The 20,558-nt window shown below is 52.7% G+C and carries 16 protein-coding genes; 2 read left to right on the forward strand and 14 right to left on the reverse strand.

Going from position 1 to position 20,558, the window contains the following annotated elements:
* Positions 1 to 100: 100 nt before the first annotated feature.
* On the reverse strand, positions 101 to 2,830 hold the full coding sequence (ppdK, locus tag EFB02_RS00615) for a pyruvate, phosphate dikinase (protein ID WP_122819442.1): 2,730 nt from the start codon (positions 2,828 to 2,830) through the stop codon (positions 101 to 103).
* Between the two features lie 253 nt (positions 2,831 to 3,083).
* On the opposite strand from ppdK, the gene EFB02_RS00620 reads away from it, so the two are divergent.
* Positions 3,084 to 3,926 carry a DUF3152 domain-containing protein gene (locus EFB02_RS00620; RefSeq protein ID WP_160115340.1) on the forward strand — a complete coding sequence of 281 codons (843 nt, stop codon included), beginning with the start codon at positions 3,084 to 3,086 and terminating at the stop codon, positions 3,924 to 3,926.
* A gap of 78 nt (positions 3,927 to 4,004) precedes the next feature.
* The gene (locus EFB02_RS00625; RefSeq protein ID WP_147471006.1) at positions 4,005 to 4,292 is read left to right on the forward strand and encodes a hypothetical protein; all 288 of its coding nucleotides are present in this window, start codon (positions 4,005 to 4,007) and stop codon (positions 4,290 to 4,292) included.
* Here the strand turns inward: EFB02_RS00625 and EFB02_RS00630 are convergent.
* The 13 genes from EFB02_RS00630 to EFB02_RS00690 are packed head-to-tail and all read right to left on the reverse strand — an operon-like array spanning position 4,289 to position 20,534.
* Entirely contained in the window at positions 4,289 to 5,299 is a 1,011-nt protein-coding gene (locus tag EFB02_RS00630; protein WP_122819447.1) for a polyprenyl synthetase family protein, read from the reverse strand. The genes EFB02_RS00625 and EFB02_RS00630 overlap by 4 nt on opposite strands.
* On the reverse strand, positions 5,296 to 6,882 hold the full coding sequence (nuoN, locus tag EFB02_RS00635; RefSeq protein WP_268811511.1) for an NADH-quinone oxidoreductase subunit NuoN: 1,587 nt from the start codon (positions 6,880 to 6,882) through the stop codon (positions 5,296 to 5,298). Before nuoN ends, EFB02_RS00630 begins: the two co-directional genes overlap by 4 nt.
* Complete coding sequence (locus EFB02_RS00640; protein WP_200831516.1) at positions 6,879 to 8,444, reverse strand: complex I subunit 4 family protein; 1,566 nt, start codon at positions 8,442 to 8,444, stop codon at positions 6,879 to 6,881. Before EFB02_RS00640 ends, nuoN begins: the two co-directional genes overlap by 4 nt.
* Positions 8,445 to 8,462: 18 nt before the next feature.
* Positions 8,463 to 10,457, reverse strand: coding sequence for an NADH-quinone oxidoreductase subunit L (gene nuoL / locus EFB02_RS00645; RefSeq protein WP_122819449.1), 1,995 nt, complete (start codon positions 10,455 to 10,457; stop codon positions 8,463 to 8,465).
* A 14-nt stretch (positions 10,458 to 10,471) separates the two neighbouring features.
* Positions 10,472 to 10,771 carry an NADH-quinone oxidoreductase subunit NuoK gene (gene nuoK / locus EFB02_RS00650; RefSeq protein WP_122819451.1) on the reverse strand — a complete coding sequence of 100 codons (300 nt, stop codon included), beginning with the start codon at positions 10,769 to 10,771 and terminating at the stop codon, positions 10,472 to 10,474.
* Positions 10,771 to 11,802 (reverse strand): NADH-quinone oxidoreductase subunit J, encoded by a 1,032-nt coding sequence (locus EFB02_RS00655; protein WP_122819453.1) that lies wholly within the window; start codon positions 11,800 to 11,802, stop codon positions 10,771 to 10,773. Before EFB02_RS00655 ends, nuoK begins: the two co-directional genes overlap by 1 nt.
* Entirely contained in the window at positions 11,799 to 12,452 is a 654-nt protein-coding gene (nuoI, locus tag EFB02_RS00660; RefSeq protein ID WP_122819455.1) for an NADH-quinone oxidoreductase subunit NuoI, read from the reverse strand. Before nuoI ends, EFB02_RS00655 begins: the two co-directional genes overlap by 4 nt.
* The gene (nuoH, locus tag EFB02_RS00665; protein ID WP_122819456.1) at positions 12,445 to 13,812 is read right to left on the reverse strand and encodes an NADH-quinone oxidoreductase subunit NuoH; all 1,368 of its coding nucleotides are present in this window, start codon (positions 13,810 to 13,812) and stop codon (positions 12,445 to 12,447) included. The genes nuoI and nuoH overlap by 8 nt, the downstream gene beginning before the upstream one ends.
* Positions 13,809 to 16,412, reverse strand: coding sequence for an NADH-quinone oxidoreductase subunit G (locus tag EFB02_RS00670; protein ID WP_122819458.1), 2,604 nt, complete (start codon positions 16,410 to 16,412; stop codon positions 13,809 to 13,811). Before EFB02_RS00670 ends, nuoH begins: the two co-directional genes overlap by 4 nt.
* On the reverse strand, positions 16,409 to 17,722 hold the full coding sequence (gene nuoF, locus EFB02_RS00675; RefSeq protein ID WP_234992675.1) for an NADH-quinone oxidoreductase subunit NuoF: 1,314 nt from the start codon (positions 17,720 to 17,722) through the stop codon (positions 16,409 to 16,411). The genes EFB02_RS00670 and nuoF overlap by 4 nt, the downstream gene beginning before the upstream one ends.
* The gene (nuoE, locus tag EFB02_RS00680) at positions 17,719 to 18,513 is read right to left on the reverse strand and encodes an NADH-quinone oxidoreductase subunit NuoE (protein WP_122819460.1); all 795 of its coding nucleotides are present in this window, start codon (positions 18,511 to 18,513) and stop codon (positions 17,719 to 17,721) included. The genes nuoF and nuoE overlap by 4 nt, the downstream gene beginning before the upstream one ends.
* Positions 18,513 to 19,883 carry an NADH-quinone oxidoreductase subunit D gene (locus EFB02_RS00685; protein ID WP_122819462.1) on the reverse strand — a complete coding sequence of 457 codons (1,371 nt, stop codon included), beginning with the start codon at positions 19,881 to 19,883 and terminating at the stop codon, positions 18,513 to 18,515. The genes nuoE and EFB02_RS00685 overlap by 1 nt, the downstream gene beginning before the upstream one ends.
* Positions 19,884 to 20,534, reverse strand: coding sequence for an NADH-quinone oxidoreductase subunit C (locus EFB02_RS00690; protein WP_122820592.1), 651 nt, complete (start codon positions 20,532 to 20,534; stop codon positions 19,884 to 19,886).
* Positions 20,535 to 20,558 lie beyond the last annotated feature (24 nt).

Raw genomic sequence — 20,558 nt, forward strand, 5'->3', positions numbered from 1 at the left:
CAGTGATTAGCTAGGGTAAACATCGATTTACCCAGCAAATAGCCACCCAGGACGCCCAACCACCCATTTTTAAAAAGCGGGCATCCCCCTCTAACGCCCGCTAGGCGGTAGCGTCCTCTCCCGATCCCTGAATACTCTCCAAGGCCACCACACGACCTGCCTCAAGACGAGCCACTGCCACCCGGAAAGGAGAACAAGACACGTAATCTAAACCGGTCTTATGGAAGAAGTGAATCGACTCCGGATCACCACCATGCTCACCACAAATACCCAGCTTAATCCCGGGATTAGTCGAGCGACCGCGAGTTACCCCCTCCTTGACGAGGCGACCCACACCGTGAGTGTCGATGGTTTCAAACGGGGAGGTACCAAACACGCCCTCTTCAATATATTCAGGGAAGAACACTCCCTCGCAATCATCACGCGAGAAGCCCCAAGTAGTTTGGGTTAAATCGTTAGTACCAAAGCTGAAGAAGTCTGCCTCTTTCGCCAAAGACTCGGCAGTAATCGCTGCCCGCGGCAACTCGATCATGCAACCAATCGGAATGTCTAAGGCCACTTCGGCATCCCCACAAACCTCGGCGATAACTTTTTCAGCACGGTCACGAATCAGACCGAGCTCCGTAATCGAACCGACCAGCGGAACCATAATTTCTGGCCGCGGGTTCATCCCCTGCTTCTTCAGGGCAGCTGCCGCACTTACTAGGGCGCGAATCTGCATCTCAAAAAGGCCAGGCATCCAGATCCCCAAACGCACCCCGCGCAGACCCAGCATTGGGTTGGCCTCATGCATTCTGCGCACTGCCGTCAGCATCCGCTGATCATCAGGGTTAACCTCACCTTGGGCTTTCTGCAGTGCAACCTTTACTTCCAGACCGGTCAGGTCAGGCAAGAACTCGTGCAGCGGCGGATCAATCAACCGCACCGTCATCGGTTTGCCATCCATAGCCCGCAGCATTTCTGCAAAGTCTTGTTTTTGCAGTTCACCTAGTTTATCCAGAGCGTCTTCGCGATCAGCTGATCCCTCGTCAGATAAAATCGCATGCTCAACCAGCGGACGACGATCCCCTAGGAACATATGCTCGGTGCGACACAATCCAATGCCGGTAGCTCCAAACTCTACCGCCAACTGCGCATCCTGTGGATTATCTGCATTGGCACGAACTTGCAGTCTTGCCCGCGCATCCGCCAGCTTCATCATCCGGTCAACACAGTGCACCAGATCTTTCAAATCCTCATCGCTATCGCAAGCCTCCAGACCTGCTTCTAGCCCCCGCTCCAGGTAAGTGGTTACCGGCGAATCTTGAACCGGAACATCACCCTCAAAAACCTCGCCAGTAGCGCCATCAATCGCGATTACGTCACCCTCACGGAAGGTTTTGCCGTTCACGGTTAAAGTCCCGACTTCCGGATCAATCTCTAGGGCTTCCGCTCCACAAACACAGGTCTTTCCCATACCGCGAGCAACCACTGCTGCGTGAGATGTCTTGCCGCCACGCGCGGTCAACACACCCTCAGCAGCAACCATACCTGCCAAGTCATCTGGGTTAGTCTCCCGACGAACCAAAATGCAGGTTTTACCAGCTTGCACCGCAGCTTCTGCCTGATCATTGTTAAAAGCAATCCCACCAACAGCAGCCCCCGGAGAAGCTGCCATACCGGTCGTTAGCCGTACCCGATCAGATCCAATATCGAACTGTGGGAACATCAACTGGGTTAGCTGTTCACCGGTGACTCGTTCCAGCATTTGATCTTTAGTAATCAGCCGTTCCTCATTAAGTTGGACAGCAATCCGGAAAGCGGCAGCAGCCGTTCGCTTACCCACGCGGGTTTGCAGCATCCACAGCTTGCCTTTCTCAATGGTGTATTCGATATCGCACATGTCCTGGTAATGAGTTTCCAGACGGCGCATAATCTTAATCAGCTCGTTGTAAACCGGCTCATTAACCGTCTTGAGGTGCGACAATGGTTCGGTATTGCGGATACCCGCCACCACATCCTCGCCCTGGGCGTTCATCAGGAAATCACCATAAACCCCGGATTTACCGGTAGAGGGGTCGCGAGTGAAGGCCACCCCAGTACCGGAATCATCGCCCATATTCCCGAACACCATAGTGCAGATATTTACTGCGGTACCCAGAGAGTTTGGAATCCGTTCCCGGCGACGATAAATTGCTGCCCGCTCAGTGTTCCAAGACCGGAAAACTGCCTCAATCGCCATATCCATCTGGGTGCGGGGATCTTGCGGGAAATCATTACCGGTCTGTTCTTTAACAATCTGCTTGAACTGCACGGTTAGATCCTGCAAATTTTCGGCAGTCAAATCCACATCAGCGGTTACGCCAACTTTGTTTTTCATTTCATCTAACGCATCAGCAAACAGGTCACCGTCAATATCCAAAACGGTCTTCCCAAACATTTGCACTAGGCGACGATAGGAATCCCAGGCGAAACGCTCTGATCCCGACATTTTAGCCAGACCAGCTACCGAACGATCATTTAGACCTACGTTAAGAACGGTTTCCATCATTCCTGGCATCGAGAACTTAGCCCCCGACCGCACTGATACTAACAGCGGCTCGTCCTCATCCCCGAGGGTACGCCCTATCTGATCTTCAACCCCGCGCAATGCCTTGGTCACTTCCGGAACCAAACTTTCCGGAACCTCGTTATGTTTGAGGTACGCCCGACAAGCATCGGTAGTGATTGTAAACCCGGGGGGAACGGGCAAACCCAAATTAGTCATTTCCGCTAGGTTGGCACCCTTGCCGCCCAGCAGATCTTTCATATCCTTGTTGCCCTCGGCGAACATATAGACATACTTTGCCATAAGTAGATGGCCTCCATTTATTGTTCAATTGCGCTAAAAGCGGCTCTTCCGTCTTCAAGCCTACCAGGTAAAAGTCGAAATCTAGGTCTTGAGTCCCGAAAGACAAATCGTTGCCTCATTTTCGGATTTTATTAATGCACGCGAAGCTGGCATCTATTATTTCCGACTTACCCTGTTGTAGTTATTCGCTGAAAAATGCCGGTTAAACCATCGGATGGTCAGGTAGGGTGCGCCAATCGCTTACACTGGAACTGTGTCAGTGTATCCGCCCAGGAGGCAGCGCCTACATTCGCGCGTTAGCCGTATAAGTTCGCGATCGGACTGGAATCTACTTGTCCGTGCCTCCGCCCTCGCCATTGCGCTGGCTTTAACTTTTGTTTTGATTCTCTCGGTAACCCCCCGCGCTACCACAAGCTCCCCCACTGCTTCTCAAACTGCTCCCGCTTTACACTGGACAGCGATTCCACACCACAGCGTGAAACCACACGGGAAAAATGCAGAAGTTACATTAGAGGTTAAGGGGGACTTACTAGGAGGAGAAACTTCCAGTAAGGTTCCCCAATCTGCCTCGGGTAACACTTCGGTGGTACCGGGCACCTGGCGAGGACGTGATACCGGGAAGGTCTACCTTTATCGCGTCGAAGTTGAAAACGGACTTCCGATTGATGGAGAAACTGCCGCGCGGAGTATCCATGCAATACTTAATGACCCCCGTGGGTGGGGCGGAAAACAGGGAGAAATCTCTTTTACCCGTACCGATGGCGAAGCAGATTTCCGAATAGTAATTGCCAGTCCGAACCTAACAGATCAGCTTTGCGCACCCCTGACCACCGAAGGGAAAACCAACTGTCGAAACGGTGACAACGTGGTACTCAACGCTAAACGCTGGGTTGGGGGAGCCAAACTGTGGTTTAACAAAGGGAAAACCATCACTGATTACCGGATTTACGAAGTCTCTCACGAAACCGGACACTGGCTAGGACACGGCCATATGTTTTGTCCGCAGCCTGGGGGGCTAGCCCCAGTTATGCAACAGCAAAGTGATGATGGTGGAGACAATCTAGGGTGTATTCCCAACGGCTGGCCTAATCCCTAAATTTATCTTCATCATCAGCGCCAGATGATTTTTGGAAGCTTTCAGGCATGCTTCAGGACTACATGAAAGAATCTCTCTATGAGTATTCTTGTGACACTTGGCTTTCTACTATGCACAGCTGGTCTAATATTCCTGGTTACCCGCAGTGTGCAAGTGTTGAATGCACGGGACCACGCCCGAAAATCTCACTTTGAACAAGAAATCGGTAGCGTAGAAAATTTACTGGCTTCCTCACAGGCTGACCGAGACAAGCTGCGCCAGATGCGCGATCAGGGACGCTTACAACGCTGGGATGCGATTAGGGATGTAATGCGGGAAGAGTCCGTACCCGAAGATATCGCCACCGAGTTTATTGACCGTCTCTAAGCGATACGATCAACCAAGGTGTCAGCAAATTTTTCTAGCGCGACCTTCACTTCATTATCGTCCAGTAAAGAAATCGCGGCTTTCGCCTCCTCGCACCAAGAAAAGGCTAACTGCCGAGTACGTTCCAGCACCGAATGCGCCCGCAGCATCTGTACCACTCGCTCTAGCGCCGCATCCTCGCTGATCAAGGTACCCCGACTGAGCTCTGCCAGAATCTTTTGGCCATTTTCATCAAGAACGCCTCGCGCTGCATCTTGTCGCAGCAGCAAAATTGGCATGGTGTCGACGCCCTCACGTAAATCTGTTCCCGGAGTTTTTCCAGAATCAGCACTATCAGAAGACAAATCAATCACATCGTCAGCTAGCTGGAAAGCTACCCCGATTTTTTCCCCAAACTGCACGACCGCCTTAGTCACGGCCTCGGGAGCCCCGGAAAGCTCTGCCCCAAAGCGAGCAGATTGTGCCACCAAAGAACCCGTCTTATCGGCCAGTACTTGGATATAAAACTGTACCGCGTCCTGTCCCTGTTCTGGCCCAAAGGTTTCATTCAGCTGTCCGCGACACAAACGATCGAAAGTTAACGCATGTTGTAAAACTGCCTGAGGTCCCAAAGTAGCTACCACTTGTGAGGCGCGGGCAAAGACTAAATCCCCTGCCAACACCGCGCGGTTATTACCCCAGACTCGTTGCACTGCGTTTACACCGCGTCTAGTAGGCGCCGAATCCATAACGTCATCGTGGTACAGCGTTGCCAAATGGGTCAGCTCTACCACCACGCAGGCACGCAGCACTTCCTCCGAAAAAGGACGCGAGCCAAGGTTGGAGCACAGCAATACCAAACCTGGACGCATCCTCTTGCCACCGGCTTTCGCCAGGTGCCCGATAATATCGTCAAGCACCCCACGATCGTCCGATAATACTGAATCCAGCCGATTCTCTACCTCTAGTAGACCGTCAGAAATTCGATCTTCGAGCTCATCTAGATGCTGCTGCGACAAGTTACTCACGGAATAACAATAGCGGTGTTTTGCAAAATATCTAGAACTGATCCCGGGAAAATCCCCAGAAGCAGAGTTAAGAGGGCACAAATCCCAATCGCTACATAGGTAATCTCGGCATGCGAAGCTACCGTGGTATTTTCTGCCACTGGATCTAAAAACATGATCTTGCCCAGCCGGAAATAATAGAAGGCAGTAATCGCAGAAGCAATCACCGCGCAAATAACCAAGGCGGTTGCCCCTCCTTGCAGACCGGCACTAAAAGCCAAGAATTTACCCATGAACCCAGCAGTCAACGGGATACCTGCGAAAGATAGCAAGAATAGCATCATGCAGCCGGCCAGTACCGGATGAGTTTTTCCAAAACCTGCCCAGGCTGGCATCGAATGTTGTTCGGCAGTAGCTACCCCGTCCTCGTTAGTGACCCGCACCAGATAGATAATCGCAAATGCCCCGATAGTAGCTACCCCGTAGGTTAGCAGGTAGAACAAGACTGCCCCGTTAGCGTTAAGCGCGCCCTTGGTGAAAGCTATCAAAATGAAACCAGCGTGGGCAATCGAAGAATAAGCCAACATCCGTTTGATGTTGTCTTGTACCAGACCAAAGAAGGTGCCAACTGCCATCGTCAAGACAGCCACTGTCCACAAGAACGGTTTGAAATTGGCTTCGAACTGCACAACGACAGTAGAGAAGAAACGCAACATGGCTAGGAAGGCCGCGGCTTTAACCCCTGCGGCCATAAAACCGGTAACCGGGGTGGGAGCCCCTTGATAAACATCTGGTGTCCAGGCATGGAAGGGAGCTGCACCAATCTTGAACAGCATACCAACCATCATCAATGCCGCCCCGGTCATCAAAAGTACCGGAGAAGCTACCCGATAGGGAACCGCCAAGGCCAGTTGATCTAGCAGTAGCGACCCGGAATATCCGTATAGCAACGAAATGCCCATCAGCATGAATCCGGAAGCAAACGCCCCAAGCACAAAATACTTAAGGGCGGCCTCTTGGCTAAGCAGACGGCGATAACGTGCCATAGCGGTCATTGCATACAGGGGTAGAGAAATAATCTCTAACGCTACGAACAAGGTCAACATAGAGTTCGCCATGGGGAACAGCATCATCCCGCCCAGAGAAAATAGGCTAAGTGGCAATACCTCACTGCGTTGATAACCGCGCCTCTCCGTTTGTTCTTCCTGGAAAGATCCAGGGATATCCGCCGGCTGACCGGCAAAAGCGGAAACCTGACTGCCGGTACGATCGACCATCGGCAACAGTGCTAGCAATCCCACGATTAACATTAGCATCTGCGAGAACATCGAGAATCCATCAACGATTAGTTCTCCGCGTACTAGTCGCTGACCACTTTGTAAATCGAAGGCACCAAAAGAGGGTGCAAAGGCCAAAAGCGCAATTGCTACCACGGCAATCGACCAGGTACATTGCACGCTCCAACGATGTTTAGCGGAAATGAACGCTTCGAGCAGAATTCCGACAATCGCTCCGAACAGTACTACCAGTACCGGAGCCATAAGCGCCCAATTGAAACCTAGTTCACTGAAGTCATTTATCACGGTAGCGTTAGTTAAACTCACTTCCCGCTCCCTTCTACTTGAAAAGTCACATCCTGGGTGACAACCACCTGTTTGGCTACTTGCGACATGGGCTCAACTAACGGCTGCGGATGCAAACCAATCACCAGCATTAACAAAATCAATGGTGCAGCCACTCCCCAGCGTTCCCGCTGATTCAAATCGTTAATCGATTTGCGGTGTTCAGGAGCCTTACCAGTGAAAATCTTTTGGTAGGGCAACAGTACGTAAACAGCGCCTGCGACTACTCCCACCAAGCAAAGCACCGATGCCCACTGGTAAATCCGGAAGGTACCAATCAGCACCATCAATTCCGGAACAAAACCAGACAGACCCGGAAGCGCAATTGCCGCCAAACCGGAAATTAGGAAGGTACCCGCGATTAGTGGGGTAACCCGCTGCATACCTCCGTAGGCGGCAATTTCTTGGCTTCGACCGCGCTCAGTGAGAAACCCACCAAAGAGGAACATTCCCGCAATCGACAATCCGTGAGCCACCATGTAAACCATGGCACCAGCTAAAGCCACCGTGTTGCCGACATAAATCCCCATCACCATCAGGCCAAAGTGAGCCACTGAAGTGAAGGAAATTAGACGCATGAGATCCTTTTGCGCCAAGGCCGCCAGCGAACCCCAAACTACCGAAATCACTGCCAGAATAACGACAGCTAAAGCGGCACGTCGAGATGCATGCGGGAAAATCGGTAAACACAGGGTGATCATTCCGAAAGTACCAATCTTGTCCAAGATTCCCACCAGGAGAGCGGAGGTTCCCGGACGAGCGTTTTCGGCGGTGTCTGCCAACCAGGTATGAACCGGCACCATCGGCGCTTTGACCGCGAAAGCGATAAAGAAACTGACCATCAGCGCCATTTCTATTGTTGGGCTAGCTTTCAGCTGTCCCGCCAAGTTTTCTAATAGGAACAAACTGGCATGTTTTTCGCTAGCTGCAGCAGCATTGGGGGAATAGACATAAATCCCCACGATACCGATCAACATCACAAGACCACCTGCCAACGAATACAGCAAGAACTTCATTGCGGCCGCCTTGCGTTTCGCTCCATTCCCACAGCGCCCAATCAGGAAGTACATAGGCACCAGCATCGCTTCAAATGCTAAGTAAAATACGAACACGTCACGAGCAGCAAAAATCAGCATCATGAATGCCAAAGCGGCTAAAGTAAGCCCCACGTAGCCGGCATCATCATAAGGTTTGTGCTCGCCCTCGAGATTGTGAGCTGAAGCAATCAGCACAATCAAAGTTAACAGCGCAGAAAGCAGCAGCATCGCGAGGCCGAGGCCATTTACCCCCAGCGCCCAAGAAACTCCCAGAGCACGAATCCAGCTGTGGGTTTCCGCAAACTGGTAGGCAGCAGCCTTACTGTAGTCAAAGTGCAGAGCCAGGTAAATGGTTCCTAGCAAGACCAGCGCAGATACCGCTAGTCCAATCTGACGCGCAGCAATCCGGGTAGGTTTAATCAGCAACAGTGCCAGTGCCGCCAACGCCGGTAACGCTACCAAAAGCGTTAACAGCGGGAAAGTTGAGTTCAGGACTGTAATTTCCATTTATCTTTTCCTCCTGCCCTAAACCAATTGGCTTCCGACTACTAAAATCAGGGCTAAAAGCACCCCGCCAAGAATGTAACTGGCGTATGCACGGATGTAGCCATTTTGCACGTGACTGACCGCGCGCCCGATGGCTCCAGCGCACCAGGAGATACCGCGGATAATGCCATCGAGGACTCTGCGGTCAGCGCCCCCCACCCCGATTGTGAGCAACTGCGCCGGGAGCATGGCCACCGACTCATTAACGGTGTCTTGATAAAGGTCGAGGCGAGCTGCCTCCACCAAAACATTAGAGGCCGGAGCCACTTTCGGTACCGGTTTACGCACATACATTAGGAAAGCTAATGCCAGACCGCAAAGTACCAATACCAAGGTGATGGCAGAAATGGCTGTATGTGACAGCACTACGGCATCTTTGGTGGCTTCCAGAGTCCCGGTAACTGGCTCAAGCCACTGGTTAAACCGTTCAGTAAAGCCCAACACCAGCCCCATAGCCACTGAGAACACTGATAAAACGACTATTGGCCCGTTCATTAACCAAGAAGCCTCATGCGGATGTACATCGCTCCCCCCATCGAACTGGGTAGTCCAACGTTGTTCTCCATGGAAAATCATGAAGAACAGCCGCGACATATAGAAGGAGGTGATTCCCGCGCCAATCATGGCGACTAGACCAAAGATCCACGCTCCTGCAGTTCCAAATGCCTGAGCATTAAAGGCGGCAGCGATAATCGGTTCTTTGGAGAAGAATCCCGAGAAGGGGGGAATCCCCAAGATCGCCAGCCAGGCTATACCGAAGCAAATCCAAGAGACTTTCATTACTTGCCGCAAGGCACCGAAGCGCCGCATATTTACCTGCTCGTTCATACCGTGCATTACCGAGCCGGCTCCCAGGAACAACTGGGCTTTGAAGAATCCATGCACAAACAGGTGGAAGATAGCCAAGGTCCAGCCGATGGGACCCAGACCAGCACCCAACATCATGTAGCCAATCTGAGACATCGTGGAAGCAGCCAGCACCTTCTTCATATCATCCTTGGCACAACCTACAATCGCCCCAAACAGGAGGGTAATCGCGCCCACGATTGCCACACACAGTCTTGCAGTCGGAGAGGCCACAAAGATAGCCCCGGATCGCACAATCAAGTAGACACCGGCAGTAACCATGGTAGCCGCGTGGATTAAGGCCGAAACCGGGGTAGGGCCGGCCATGGCGTCTCCCAGCCAGGCTTGCAGTGGGAACTGCGCAGACTTGCCGCAGGCCGCCAGCAGTAAGAATAGGCCGATTGCAGTAGCCCAACCCGCGCTCATATCTCCGGAGCGCGAAGCTCCTAACACGTCCACAAACTTCATAGAGTTGAATTCGGCGTACATAGACATCATGGCGAGCAGCAATCCCAAGTCGCCAACACGGTTCATCACGAAGGCTTTCTTGGCAGCTACTGCATTGGGTAATTCGTGGTTCCAGAAACCAATCAAGAGGTAGGACGCCAAACCGACGCCCTCCCAGCCAAAGAACAATGCCACGTAGGAATCCGAGAGTATCAGGGTAAGCATCGAGGCCACGAAAAAGTTCAGGTAGGCGAAGAAACGCCGCCGATTAGGATCATGCTCCATGTATGCCACGGAGTAAACGTGAATCAGGGAACCAACGAAAGTAACTAGTAGAACAAAGGTCATCGAGAGCGGATCGAGCAAGATATTCCAAGAAAGCGAAATTTGCTCGTTACCACTGCCGGCCTTAAACCAAGTAAATACCGGAGCTAAAATAGATCTTTCTGCTGGTGCCTGCGCAATCATTTGGCAGAAAATCAAGAATCCAATCAGGAAGGAACTCCAGGAGGCAGCGACTGCCAACCAGTGACCCCATTTGTCGGTTACGCGTCCACATACCAATAGCAGACCTGATACCAACAGTGGTATTACCACCATCAGCCACGCATACTCTGCAAGTCCCGTAGCTGACACATTTGCCATTTGCTGTTGCTCAGCGCCTAGCAAGAATGAGTTCATTTTTCTATACCCTCCTAGCGTCCCATCAGGCGCAATTCATCGACTGAGGTCGAACGCCGCGTCCTAAATATCGAAACGATGATTGCTAGGCCTACCACCACTTCTGCGGCGGCTACCACCATGACGAAGAAAGCCATCACTTGCCCCTCAATGTTTTGGTGCATATTTGAGAAAGTCACCAACATTAGGTTGCAGGAATTCAACATCAACTCCACCCCCATCAGGGCGATTACCGCCGAGTGACGGGTTAAAACGATTACCGCGCCAATGAAGAATAGAATGGCTGCCAATACAAGATATGAAGTCAAAGACATTATTCACTGACCTCCGTTTCTTTGGCATCTAAGTTAGCTGGTTCCGAGGAATCGCTGGAAGGAGCTTCCTCGATTTTGGGTGTTACTACTCGGGTCTTGGGCATTTGCAAACCATTAGGTGCATCCTCGCCAGGCATTCCCCAGGCTCCGGATCGAGTCACCGATCGAGAGGCCGCTATCGAGTGCACACCTTGGGACGCATCTCCACCTTGATCAGCACGAATCCTCTCTACTAAGTGAGGAGCAGCTTCACCCAGTGAGCGGTCAGCATTGCGAGCACGCAACGCAGAAGACACCGAATTGACGATCGGACGTTGATCTTCGCCAGAAATGTTAGGAGTGTCAGTCGCGTTGGTAGTTCGGTAAACACCAGCTATAGGCTGCTGACCCGGATGGGTTCCCCGCTTAGCGTAGTCTTCCATCCGTGCCCGTGCCGTTTCTGGTTGCTTAAACAACTTGTGCAGGCGGTCTCCATGAGTCAGCGACACCGCCGCTACTACCGCGATAATCAGCAGGCAGCCAATGACTTCCATGGTGTAAATATGGTCAGTAAATAGGCTCATCGCTATTTTCACGGGATTAGAATCTGTACTGCCTTGGGCAGCGGCGGTTGGCATATCTGGAACTTGCCCGAACTTGGGCAAATAGGATTTAACCAACACCACCGCAACCAAGAGCGCCCCGAAACCGCCGGCACAAAAAGCGCTCCAGCGTAGAAAGCGGCGAGTGCGCAGGTAGTTGTCAGAGGCAGCCACCCCGACCATCATGATGATAAAGAGGATTAGAGTCATGACTGCGCCGGTATATACTACGACCTGCACGACCCCAATAAAATAGGCTCCTTGCGAGGCATACATCATTGCTAGGAGGAGCATTACCCCCACCATGCAGACTGCAGAGTGAACCGCAGTCCGGCAAAATAGTATCCCCAGCGCCAGCGCTACCATACATACCGCGGCCACCCAGAAAAACACGGTTTGTCCCGCAGTAAAATCTGTGGCTACAGCTGTGGCTTGGGCTAGCAATCTCATTGCTGAACCTCCTTAACCCCCGACTGTGTGAGAGTCGGGTCATCTGGACGGTGTTCGCTAACCCAATCGCGTTGCGCCTGGGTCACGCCAGTCACCTTTCCTCGGTAATAGTCAACATCGGCGGTGCCCTCAACCATAGGATGAGGCGCCGCTAACATCCCATCCTCGAGAGGAGCGAGAATCTGATCTTTTTCGTAGATCATGGTTTCGCGGTGGTAATCTGCCATCTCAAAATCATTGCTCATGGTCAGTGCACGCGTAGGACAGGCTTCCATGCACAATCCACAGAAAATACAACGTAAATAATTAATTTGGTAGACCCGGCCGTAACGTTCCCCCGGAGAATATTGTGCCTGCGGGGTATTGGCCGCAGCCTCTACATAGATGGCATCTGCCGGACATGCCCAGGCACATAATTCGCATCCGATACATTTTTCCAGGCCATCCGGATAATGATTGAGCTGATGGCGGCCATGGAAGCGTGGCTGCACATGGGGTGCCTCATAAGGGTACTGTTCGGTAACCGTAGGACGGAAAAACGACCGAAAAGTTACCCCGAAGCCCGCGACCGGGGCGAAGAACTCGCCCACCGGACCTTTTTTATCCGGCTCAAAACTCATATCTTCCCTGGTGGGATTACGTTTACTCATCTGATTCCCCTTCTTTGGCTACCAGGTGGTCTTCCCCGGCACCCGCCCGCACTATCGCGCGCGGACTGGGAGGTAATACTTGTCCCGGCATGGGTGGCACCGGATAACCGTCTTTGAACGCATCAAAGGGCTCACTGGCAGCGGCTTCCTTTTCTGCCTGTCTGATTTGTTCTTTCTGATCAGCTTTGCCCCCGGTTATCCAGATAATAATCAGAGCCACTACAAACACCGCAGCAATCGCGATCATCCTTTGTGAAATAGTGCCAATGCTGTAGACGCTAACTACCCGCATCACCACCACGATTACCATCCAGGCGATTGAAACCGGCAACAACACTTTCCATCCCAGCATCATCAACTGGTCATAGCGAACACGCAGTAAGGTACCACGTACCCAAATCATGAACCACATTACTGCCCAGACTTTGATTCCGAACCACAGGAACGGCCACAGCCCACTGTTGAGTGCGCCTCCGAAAATGGCTTCCCCACCCGGGAAACGCCAGCCTCCCAGGAACAGAGTTACGCAAATCCCGGATACGTTGAACATGTTGATATATTCCGCTAGGTAAAACCAAGCGAACTTCATCGAAGAGTATTCGGTCATGTGGCCAGCGACAATCTCGCCTTCACATTCTGGTAAATCGAAAGGTAACCGGTTAACTTCGCCCATCATCGAAATTACGTAGATTACGAAAGCCGGGAACAGGGCTACACACCACCACAGGGGACTTTGCGCCGCCACAATCTCCGAGGTTTTCATCGAACCAGAAACTACGAACACACTTACCAGGGACATTCCCATCGCTAGTTCATAACTAATCACTTGAGCGGCAGAGCGGGTAGCGCCATATAACGGCAGATGCCCGTTGGATGCCCAGCCCCCCAGGATAATACCGTAAATGCCCAAGCCCGCAACCGCCAGCATATATAGCACCGCCACATTGGAGTCAGTCAGCTGCAAGGGAGTGGAAAAACTACCAATATGCAGACTGGGGCCAAATGGAATAACCGCATAGACACAGAAGGCGCAGGCAGCGGTGATAATCGGCGCCAGCAGATAAAGCACCTTATCGACGTGCCGTTTGAAAATATCCTCTTTAGTCAGGAGCTTAATGGCGTCGGCCAAGGCCTGGAACAACCCCAACGGCCCATGGACATTCGGTCCGGGTCGGGTCTGAAGCCGCGCGAGGCCGCGCCTCTCCACCCAGAGGGCCATAATCACGCTAATAATCAGCCAGGCAACAATAAATACCGCCTTTATCAGGGTTATCCACCAAGTGTCATTACTGAAATCAGCGGCGCCGGTAGTACCGGCAGTACCGGCACTATTCGCGCTTAGCAGGATTGAGGTATTCACTGCTGCACCTCCGCATTAGGCTCTAACTCGACTAAGGCGCCACTGGTGACGCCTAAAGATTCATGTACGTGAGAACGGGTTGAGCATTCGGGAACCCAGACCACGCGCTGTGGCATATCGGTTAGCACTACGGGGAGCTGAATACTTCCCTGAGTAGTTTTCAGCTTTACGGTGCTACCGGCAGCGATACCAAACTCCTTCGCAGTTTCCGGGCTGATGCGCGCAAAAGAGGCACGTCCGGCCGCTTGCATGTCCGGGGCTCCCACCTGCAAAAGACCCTCATCAATCAGAGTCTTATGGCAGCTAAGCACCACTTGGTCACTTCCTGGAGCCAAAAGTGCAGCTGGTTCAGCTGGTTCGAACGTCAGGCGTTTCCCATCCCAATCCAGGAGCTCATTAGCTTCGGCATAAAGCGCCTTCAGAGAATTAATTCCCAGTTCGCACCCCATTACTTCTGCAAGTTTGTTCAGCACTTCCCAATCGGGCATATCTTGCGAAACCAAGACCTGTCCGAAAGGACGCAGACGACCCTCCCAGTTAACAAAGGTGCCAGGCTTCTCTGAGACCGGCGCTACTGGGAATACCACGTCGGCTGCCTGCGCAGCCGGCGTCAGGTTGACCTCTAGGGAGATGACGAAGGTGGCCGCATCTAGGGCTTTACGGGTTAGCTCTTGGTCTGGCAAGTCACGCAAATCAAGACCCCCAAGAACCAGAGCAGAAAGTTCCCCGGAGCAGGCGCCCTCCAGAATCTTTTGCGTGTTACGTCCAGGCGCATCTGGCAGTTGCACATTCCAAGCAGCGGCGAGGTCGCTGCGAGCTTCCCCGTCCCGAGCATCGCGCCCAAAAGGCAATATCCCCGGCAATAAACCGGCCTCTATTCCTCCGCGTTCTCCGCTGCGACGAGGAATCCATGCCAAGCGGGCGCCAGTACGCACCGCTAAATCATTAACCGCAGTTAGCAAGCCCGGGATAGTACCTGCGCGTTCCCCGACAACGATTACCGCGCTATCGCCTTTAAGCCCGGCATAGACCGCTCCGAAATCCCCGTCAGATTCAGCCTTTACATTTGCAACTACTTCGGGTTCGGTTCCAGGTGCGGCGGTCAATACAGTTGCCGCTGTCTTTAGAGAAGAAGGCGAAGCGAAGGGAGCCACTGTGGCCACTTTTACGGTTCCAGAACGTACCCCTTTACGCAGCCGCAGGAACACAGCCCCGCATTCGTCCTCGGGTTCGAAACCAACCAAGAGCACTTGACCGGCTTTTTCAAGGTCAGAGTAGGTTACCGGCATCCCAGCACCAGCGAAATAGGCACCTAAGAAAGTTTCTTCTTCGCGACCAGCCGCGCGAGTGCGCTGGTCGATATCGTTAGTTCCGCATACTACCCGGGCAAACTTCGACCAAGTGTAAGCATCCTCGAAAGTAAGCCTGCCACCAGGCAAGAAACCAACTTTGCCTTTACCTGCTGCCGCCAGCCCCTTGGCAGCGCGATCAAAAGCGTCCGACCAGGAGGTAGGAACCAATTTGCCATCTTCGCGCACCAATGGTGTCTTAATCCGTGAAGGTTGGAACTGCCATTGATAACCGAAACGATCTTTATCGGTGATCCATTCTTCGTTTACCTCTAAATCTTTTTGCGCCATCCGCCGAGTAACTACTCCGCGGCGGATATCGGTGCGTAAAGCGGAACCAGAGGCATCCTGTTCGGTGACCCCACGGGTAGAGACCAGATCGAAAGGACGCGCCCGGAAACGATAGCGCTTAGAAGTCAGCGCCCCCACCGGACAAATCTGGATGACATTACCTGAGAAGTAAGAGCTAAACAGCCTACCAGCCTGGTCTTTCTCGTCTGCGCCAGCACCAACGGCGGCCGCGGAAGACAACGGTGCCGGTTTACCATGGGAATCGGAAAGCGCCGGGGCATCGGGATCAAGGCGAAGGGTTGGGATGGAGCCATCAGAATCCGAAATTCCCAGGATTTCCTGGTCAAATGCGCCAATGTTTTCACCCATGAAATCATGATCGTCACACGGAGAAGAACCGCCACCGCGTCCTTGTAACGCGATGAAGGAGTCGCCGGCAACCTGGTTGGCAAAACGAACGCAACGCTGACACAGGACACAGCGCTCCCGGTCAATTAAAATCTGGCTGGTCAGTTCTACTGGTTTAGGCCAAAGTCGCTTTTCATCGCGGAAACGAGTGTGCAAAGTACCATGACTCATGGCTTGATTTTGCAGCGGGCACTCGCCACCCTTATCACAAATCGGACAATCCAGCGGATGGTTGATAAGCAAAAACTCGGTAATCCCGTGTTGAGCTTTTTCCGCGATTTCAGAAGTGGCCGCAGTTTTAATTTCCATCCCCGCCATCGCGGTCATAGTGCAGGCCGGTTGAGGCTTCGGCATGGGGCGAACCACGCCGTCACGACCCGGCATAGCTACCTCTACTAGACACTGACGGCAAGCGCCCGCGGGATCCAGCAGCGGGTGGTCACAGAACCGCGGAATATGGATTCCTAGTTTCTCGGCTGCACGGATTAACAGCGTACCCTTGGCGACCTCGATATCTTGGCCGTCAATACTGATTTGGACTTGCTCACTCACAGGGCGCCTCCTTTATTAAAAACCTCCGAGGCAGCGGGAGGAAACGCCTCCCACCAGGGTATATGATATCCAGCCTCGAACTCTTCACGGAACTTTTCAATCCCGCTACGAACCGGGGTAGCCGCCGCATCGCCTAGAGCGCAGAAGCTACGTCCGGCGATATTTCCGGCAATATCGCAAAGCAAATCCACATCGCCTTCTTGCCCTTTGCCGGCCTCTAAACGGTGCATTATCTGCTTCATCCAGTAGGTGCCCTCCCGACAGGGGGTGCATTTACCGCAAGACTCGTGTTGGTAGAAGTCGATCCAACGGCTAATAACCCGCACTACGGAAGTAGTTTCATCAAAAACCTGCAGGGCACGAGTGGCCAGCATAGAACCGGCGGCTGCTACATCCTCGTAAGTTAGAGGAACATCCAGGTTTTCAGAGGTAAATAGCGGAGTTGAAGAGCCTCCAGGGGTATAGAACTTCAGCGTGTGCCCCTCGCGGATCCCGCCCGAATATTCCAACAGTTCCCGCATAGTAATCCCGAAGGGAGCCTCGTAAAGACCGGGGTGTTTAACGTGACCCGACAGGTTAAACATCCCATATCCTAGGGATTTATCCTTACCCATCGAGGCATACCATTCAACCGAGTTGCGGAACACTGTGGATACTTGAGCAATGGTTTCAGCATTGTTAATCACGGTTGGCCGAGCATAGAGTCCCTTAACTGCCGGAAAAGGCGGTTTTAGACGAGGATGTCCGCGCTTGCCTTCCAAGGAATCCAATAGGGCAGTTTCTTCACCGCATATATAGGCACCGGCACCGGCGTGAGCAATCAGCTTTAAATCTCCCAGCAACCCGGCGTCCTCAGCCTCTTTAATAGCTACTAGCAGTCGATTATAGGCGTGAACGACTTCGCCACGAATATAGATAAAAGCATGATCGCAACCGATAGCTAAGCAGGTGATTGCCACCCCTTCTATAACCGCGTGGGGATTAGCCATAATCATCGGGATATCTTTACAGGTTCCCGGCTCTGACTCATCACAGTTAACAGTTAAATAACGCGGACCGCCATCGGCGGGTGGCAGGAACGACCATTTCAGACCGGTACCGAAACCGGCACCGCCGCGTCCTCGTACTCCCGCCTGCTTGACTGCATCGAGAATCTGCGCTGGCTCCATCTGCTTGGCTTTTTCTAACCCCGCATAGCCTCCAGTTTTCTGGTAGGCCTTTAGCGTCCAGCTCTCGGGTTCCCGATACTGTTTAGTGACGATCGGGGTCAGCGGAACCCGGCGGATCTCAGACTTTTCGTTTTCGCTCACTTGTCTGTCTCCTTGTGGTCAGCAGAGGAGTGCTCCTTGCCTACCGGATCTTTCCCGGCCTGATTAGCAGCTGCACCCGAAGCGGTGTCATTGGCCTGGGCAGCCTCGGATTTTTCATAATGCTGCGGATCCGGGGCTTCCATGCCTTTTTCTTCAGCCACTTTCAGTCCCCATAAACTGGCTGGCCCCGCTGCTACCCCTTGATTTGCGGTTTCAGGGTTGGGGAATCCAGCCAAAATCCGGCTGGCTTCTTTAAAGGTAGGAGCGTTCTCAGGTCCCCTTGTCGGATGCACCGGCTTACCAGCCTTAATATCACGTACCAGTTGCACGGCGGATTCAGGGGTTTGGTTATCAAAGAACTCCCAGTTAAGCATAACTACCGGTGCATAGTCGCAGCCCGCATTGCATTCCAATGCCTCCAACGTAATTTTGCCGTCAGCGGTAGTTTCGTCATTTCCCACTTCTAGTTCTTTTTCTAGGGTTTCCATGATGTTGTCTCCACCTAGAACCGCACAGAGGGCATTGGTACAAACCCCTACGGTATATTCACCGTTAGGATGGCGTTTGAACTGGGTGTAGAAAGTGGCAACCGCGCTAACCTCTGCACGCTGGCAGTTAAGGATGTCGGCGATTAGGCCGATTCCGTTGGCGGTAACATACCCATCTATGCTCTGTACCAGGTGCAGCAGTGGAATCATGGCGCTGCGTTCATGTCCTTGCGGATAGCGGGCAATAATTTCCGCTGCGTCTTCGCGGAATTTTTGCTCGACCTCGGGATCGTAAAAACTCATTAGCGATCGACACCTCCCAAGACGGGATCCACGCTGGCCAGCGCCACGATCAAGTCAGAGATCGTACCGCCCTGAGCCATCAGGGATAAGGATTGCAGGTTAGCGAAGCTGGGGTCACGGAAGTGTGCCCGATAGGGACGAGTACCGCCATCAGATACTACGTGTACCCCCATGACTCCTTTAGCATGTTCCACCAGTTGCGTAGCCTGGCCTACTGGTGCCCTAAATCCCTCGGTTACCAGCTTGAAGTGCTGGATTAGGGATTCCATAGAGCTGCCCATGATTTCTTTGATGTGCTCAGGAGAGTTCCCCTGACCATCGGTACCCACACTCAGCTGTGCCGGCCACTTTATTTGTGGATCGGAAATCATTACCGGTTCCCCTTCGGTTTCATCCAGGCGTTCTAGTACCTGGTAGATGATCTTGAGGGACTCGTAGCATTCGTCAAAACGAACCACCGTACGGTTATAGGCATCGGACTGGTCAGCTACCGGAACATCGAATTCAAAGTTTTCATACCCACAGTATGGTTGCAGCTTCCGCATATCCAGGGGATAGCCACCCGCGCGAACCGATGGGCCAGTAAGCGACATAGCCATAATGGCAGACATGGGCATAACTGCCGCATCGCAAAAACGAGCCTTGAAAATCGGGTTCTGTAAGGTCAGATCCTGCAGCTCATTAATATCGCGACGAGTTTTGGGGAGTAGATCACGAATGTAGTCCGTACACCCCGGAGGTAAATCCTGTGCCACCCCGCCAGGGCGAATATAGGCATGGTTCATTCGCAGACCGGTAATCTGCTCAAAAATCCGCAGGATTTCTTCACGCCCTCTAAACCCGATGGTCATCATGGTGGTGGCGCCCAGCTCATTACCACCGGTAGCAATCGCGACTATATGCGAGGCTATCCGGTTAAGCTCCATCATTAGGATGCGAATCAGGTTTGCTCGCTCCGGAATTTCAGCAGTTTTCTTTAAGACTTTTTCTACTGCCAGGCAATAGGCAACTTCCTGGAAGAAGGGCGCAACGTAGTCCATCCGGGTACAGTAGGTAACTCCCTGTGTCCAGGTGCGATACTCCATGTTCTTTTCAATCCCGGTATGTAAATATCCGGTTCCTACCCGCACGTCACGAACATATTCGCCATCGAGTTCAACTATCAGGCGCAGCACCCCGTGAGTTGAGGGGTGGACTGGTCCGATATTCATAACAATCCGCTCGTTAGCGAGTTTTTCAACTTCGGAAGCCATTTCTTCCCAGTCGCCACCATGCAAATCATATTGCGGGGTGTCCTCGGTAATTAGATTGTCGAGGGCGGAACCGGCAGCCCTTACCAGCGGGCTGTTTTTTTCATCTGTGTACTTCATTTAGCTGTATGACCTCCGCGAATCGGCGGGCGGAACTGTCGCACCCTTGAATTGCACCGGAATACCGCCCAACGGATAGTCTTTCCGCTGCGGGTGTCCTACCCAGTCATCGGGGAGAGCAGTGCGGGTCAGACCAGGATGGCCGGTAAAGATAATCCCCATTAAATCCCAGGTTTCCCGCTCCCACCAGTCATTTCCCGGGTAGGTAGCTACCACCGAGGGAATCCGAGGATCGGACTCTGGGCAGGTGACTTCTAGGCGCAGCTGACGGTTGTGGGTTGCTGAAAAGAGCATATAAACAGCGTGTAGTTCCCGTCCGGTGTCATGTGGATAGTGCACCCCGTTAACTCCGAAGCATATTTCAAAACGCAAATCTTGATCATCTCGCAGCCAGCGGGCCACCTGGGGTAAGTGCTCGCGGGTAATGAAAATAGTAAGTTCGTCATTGTCGACCACTACCCGCTCGATTACCTGCGCTATTTCCAGATCAGCATTTTGAATCAGCTCTTCCAAGATATCCACGACTTCGTCGTACCATGAACCGTAGGGACGGGAACTTTCCGAAGGCATTTGCCGATCTAACTTGATTTCAGTGAATCCAGTTGTGTCACCGTCATCATGCACCCCGAAAAGGCCGTGACGGGTACCCATATCTGAGCCAGCCGTGAAACCGCG

It is taken from the genome of Varibaculum vaginae (assembly GCF_900604285.1).
GTDB lineage: Bacteria > Actinomycetota > Actinomycetes > Actinomycetales > Actinomycetaceae > Varibaculum > Varibaculum vaginae.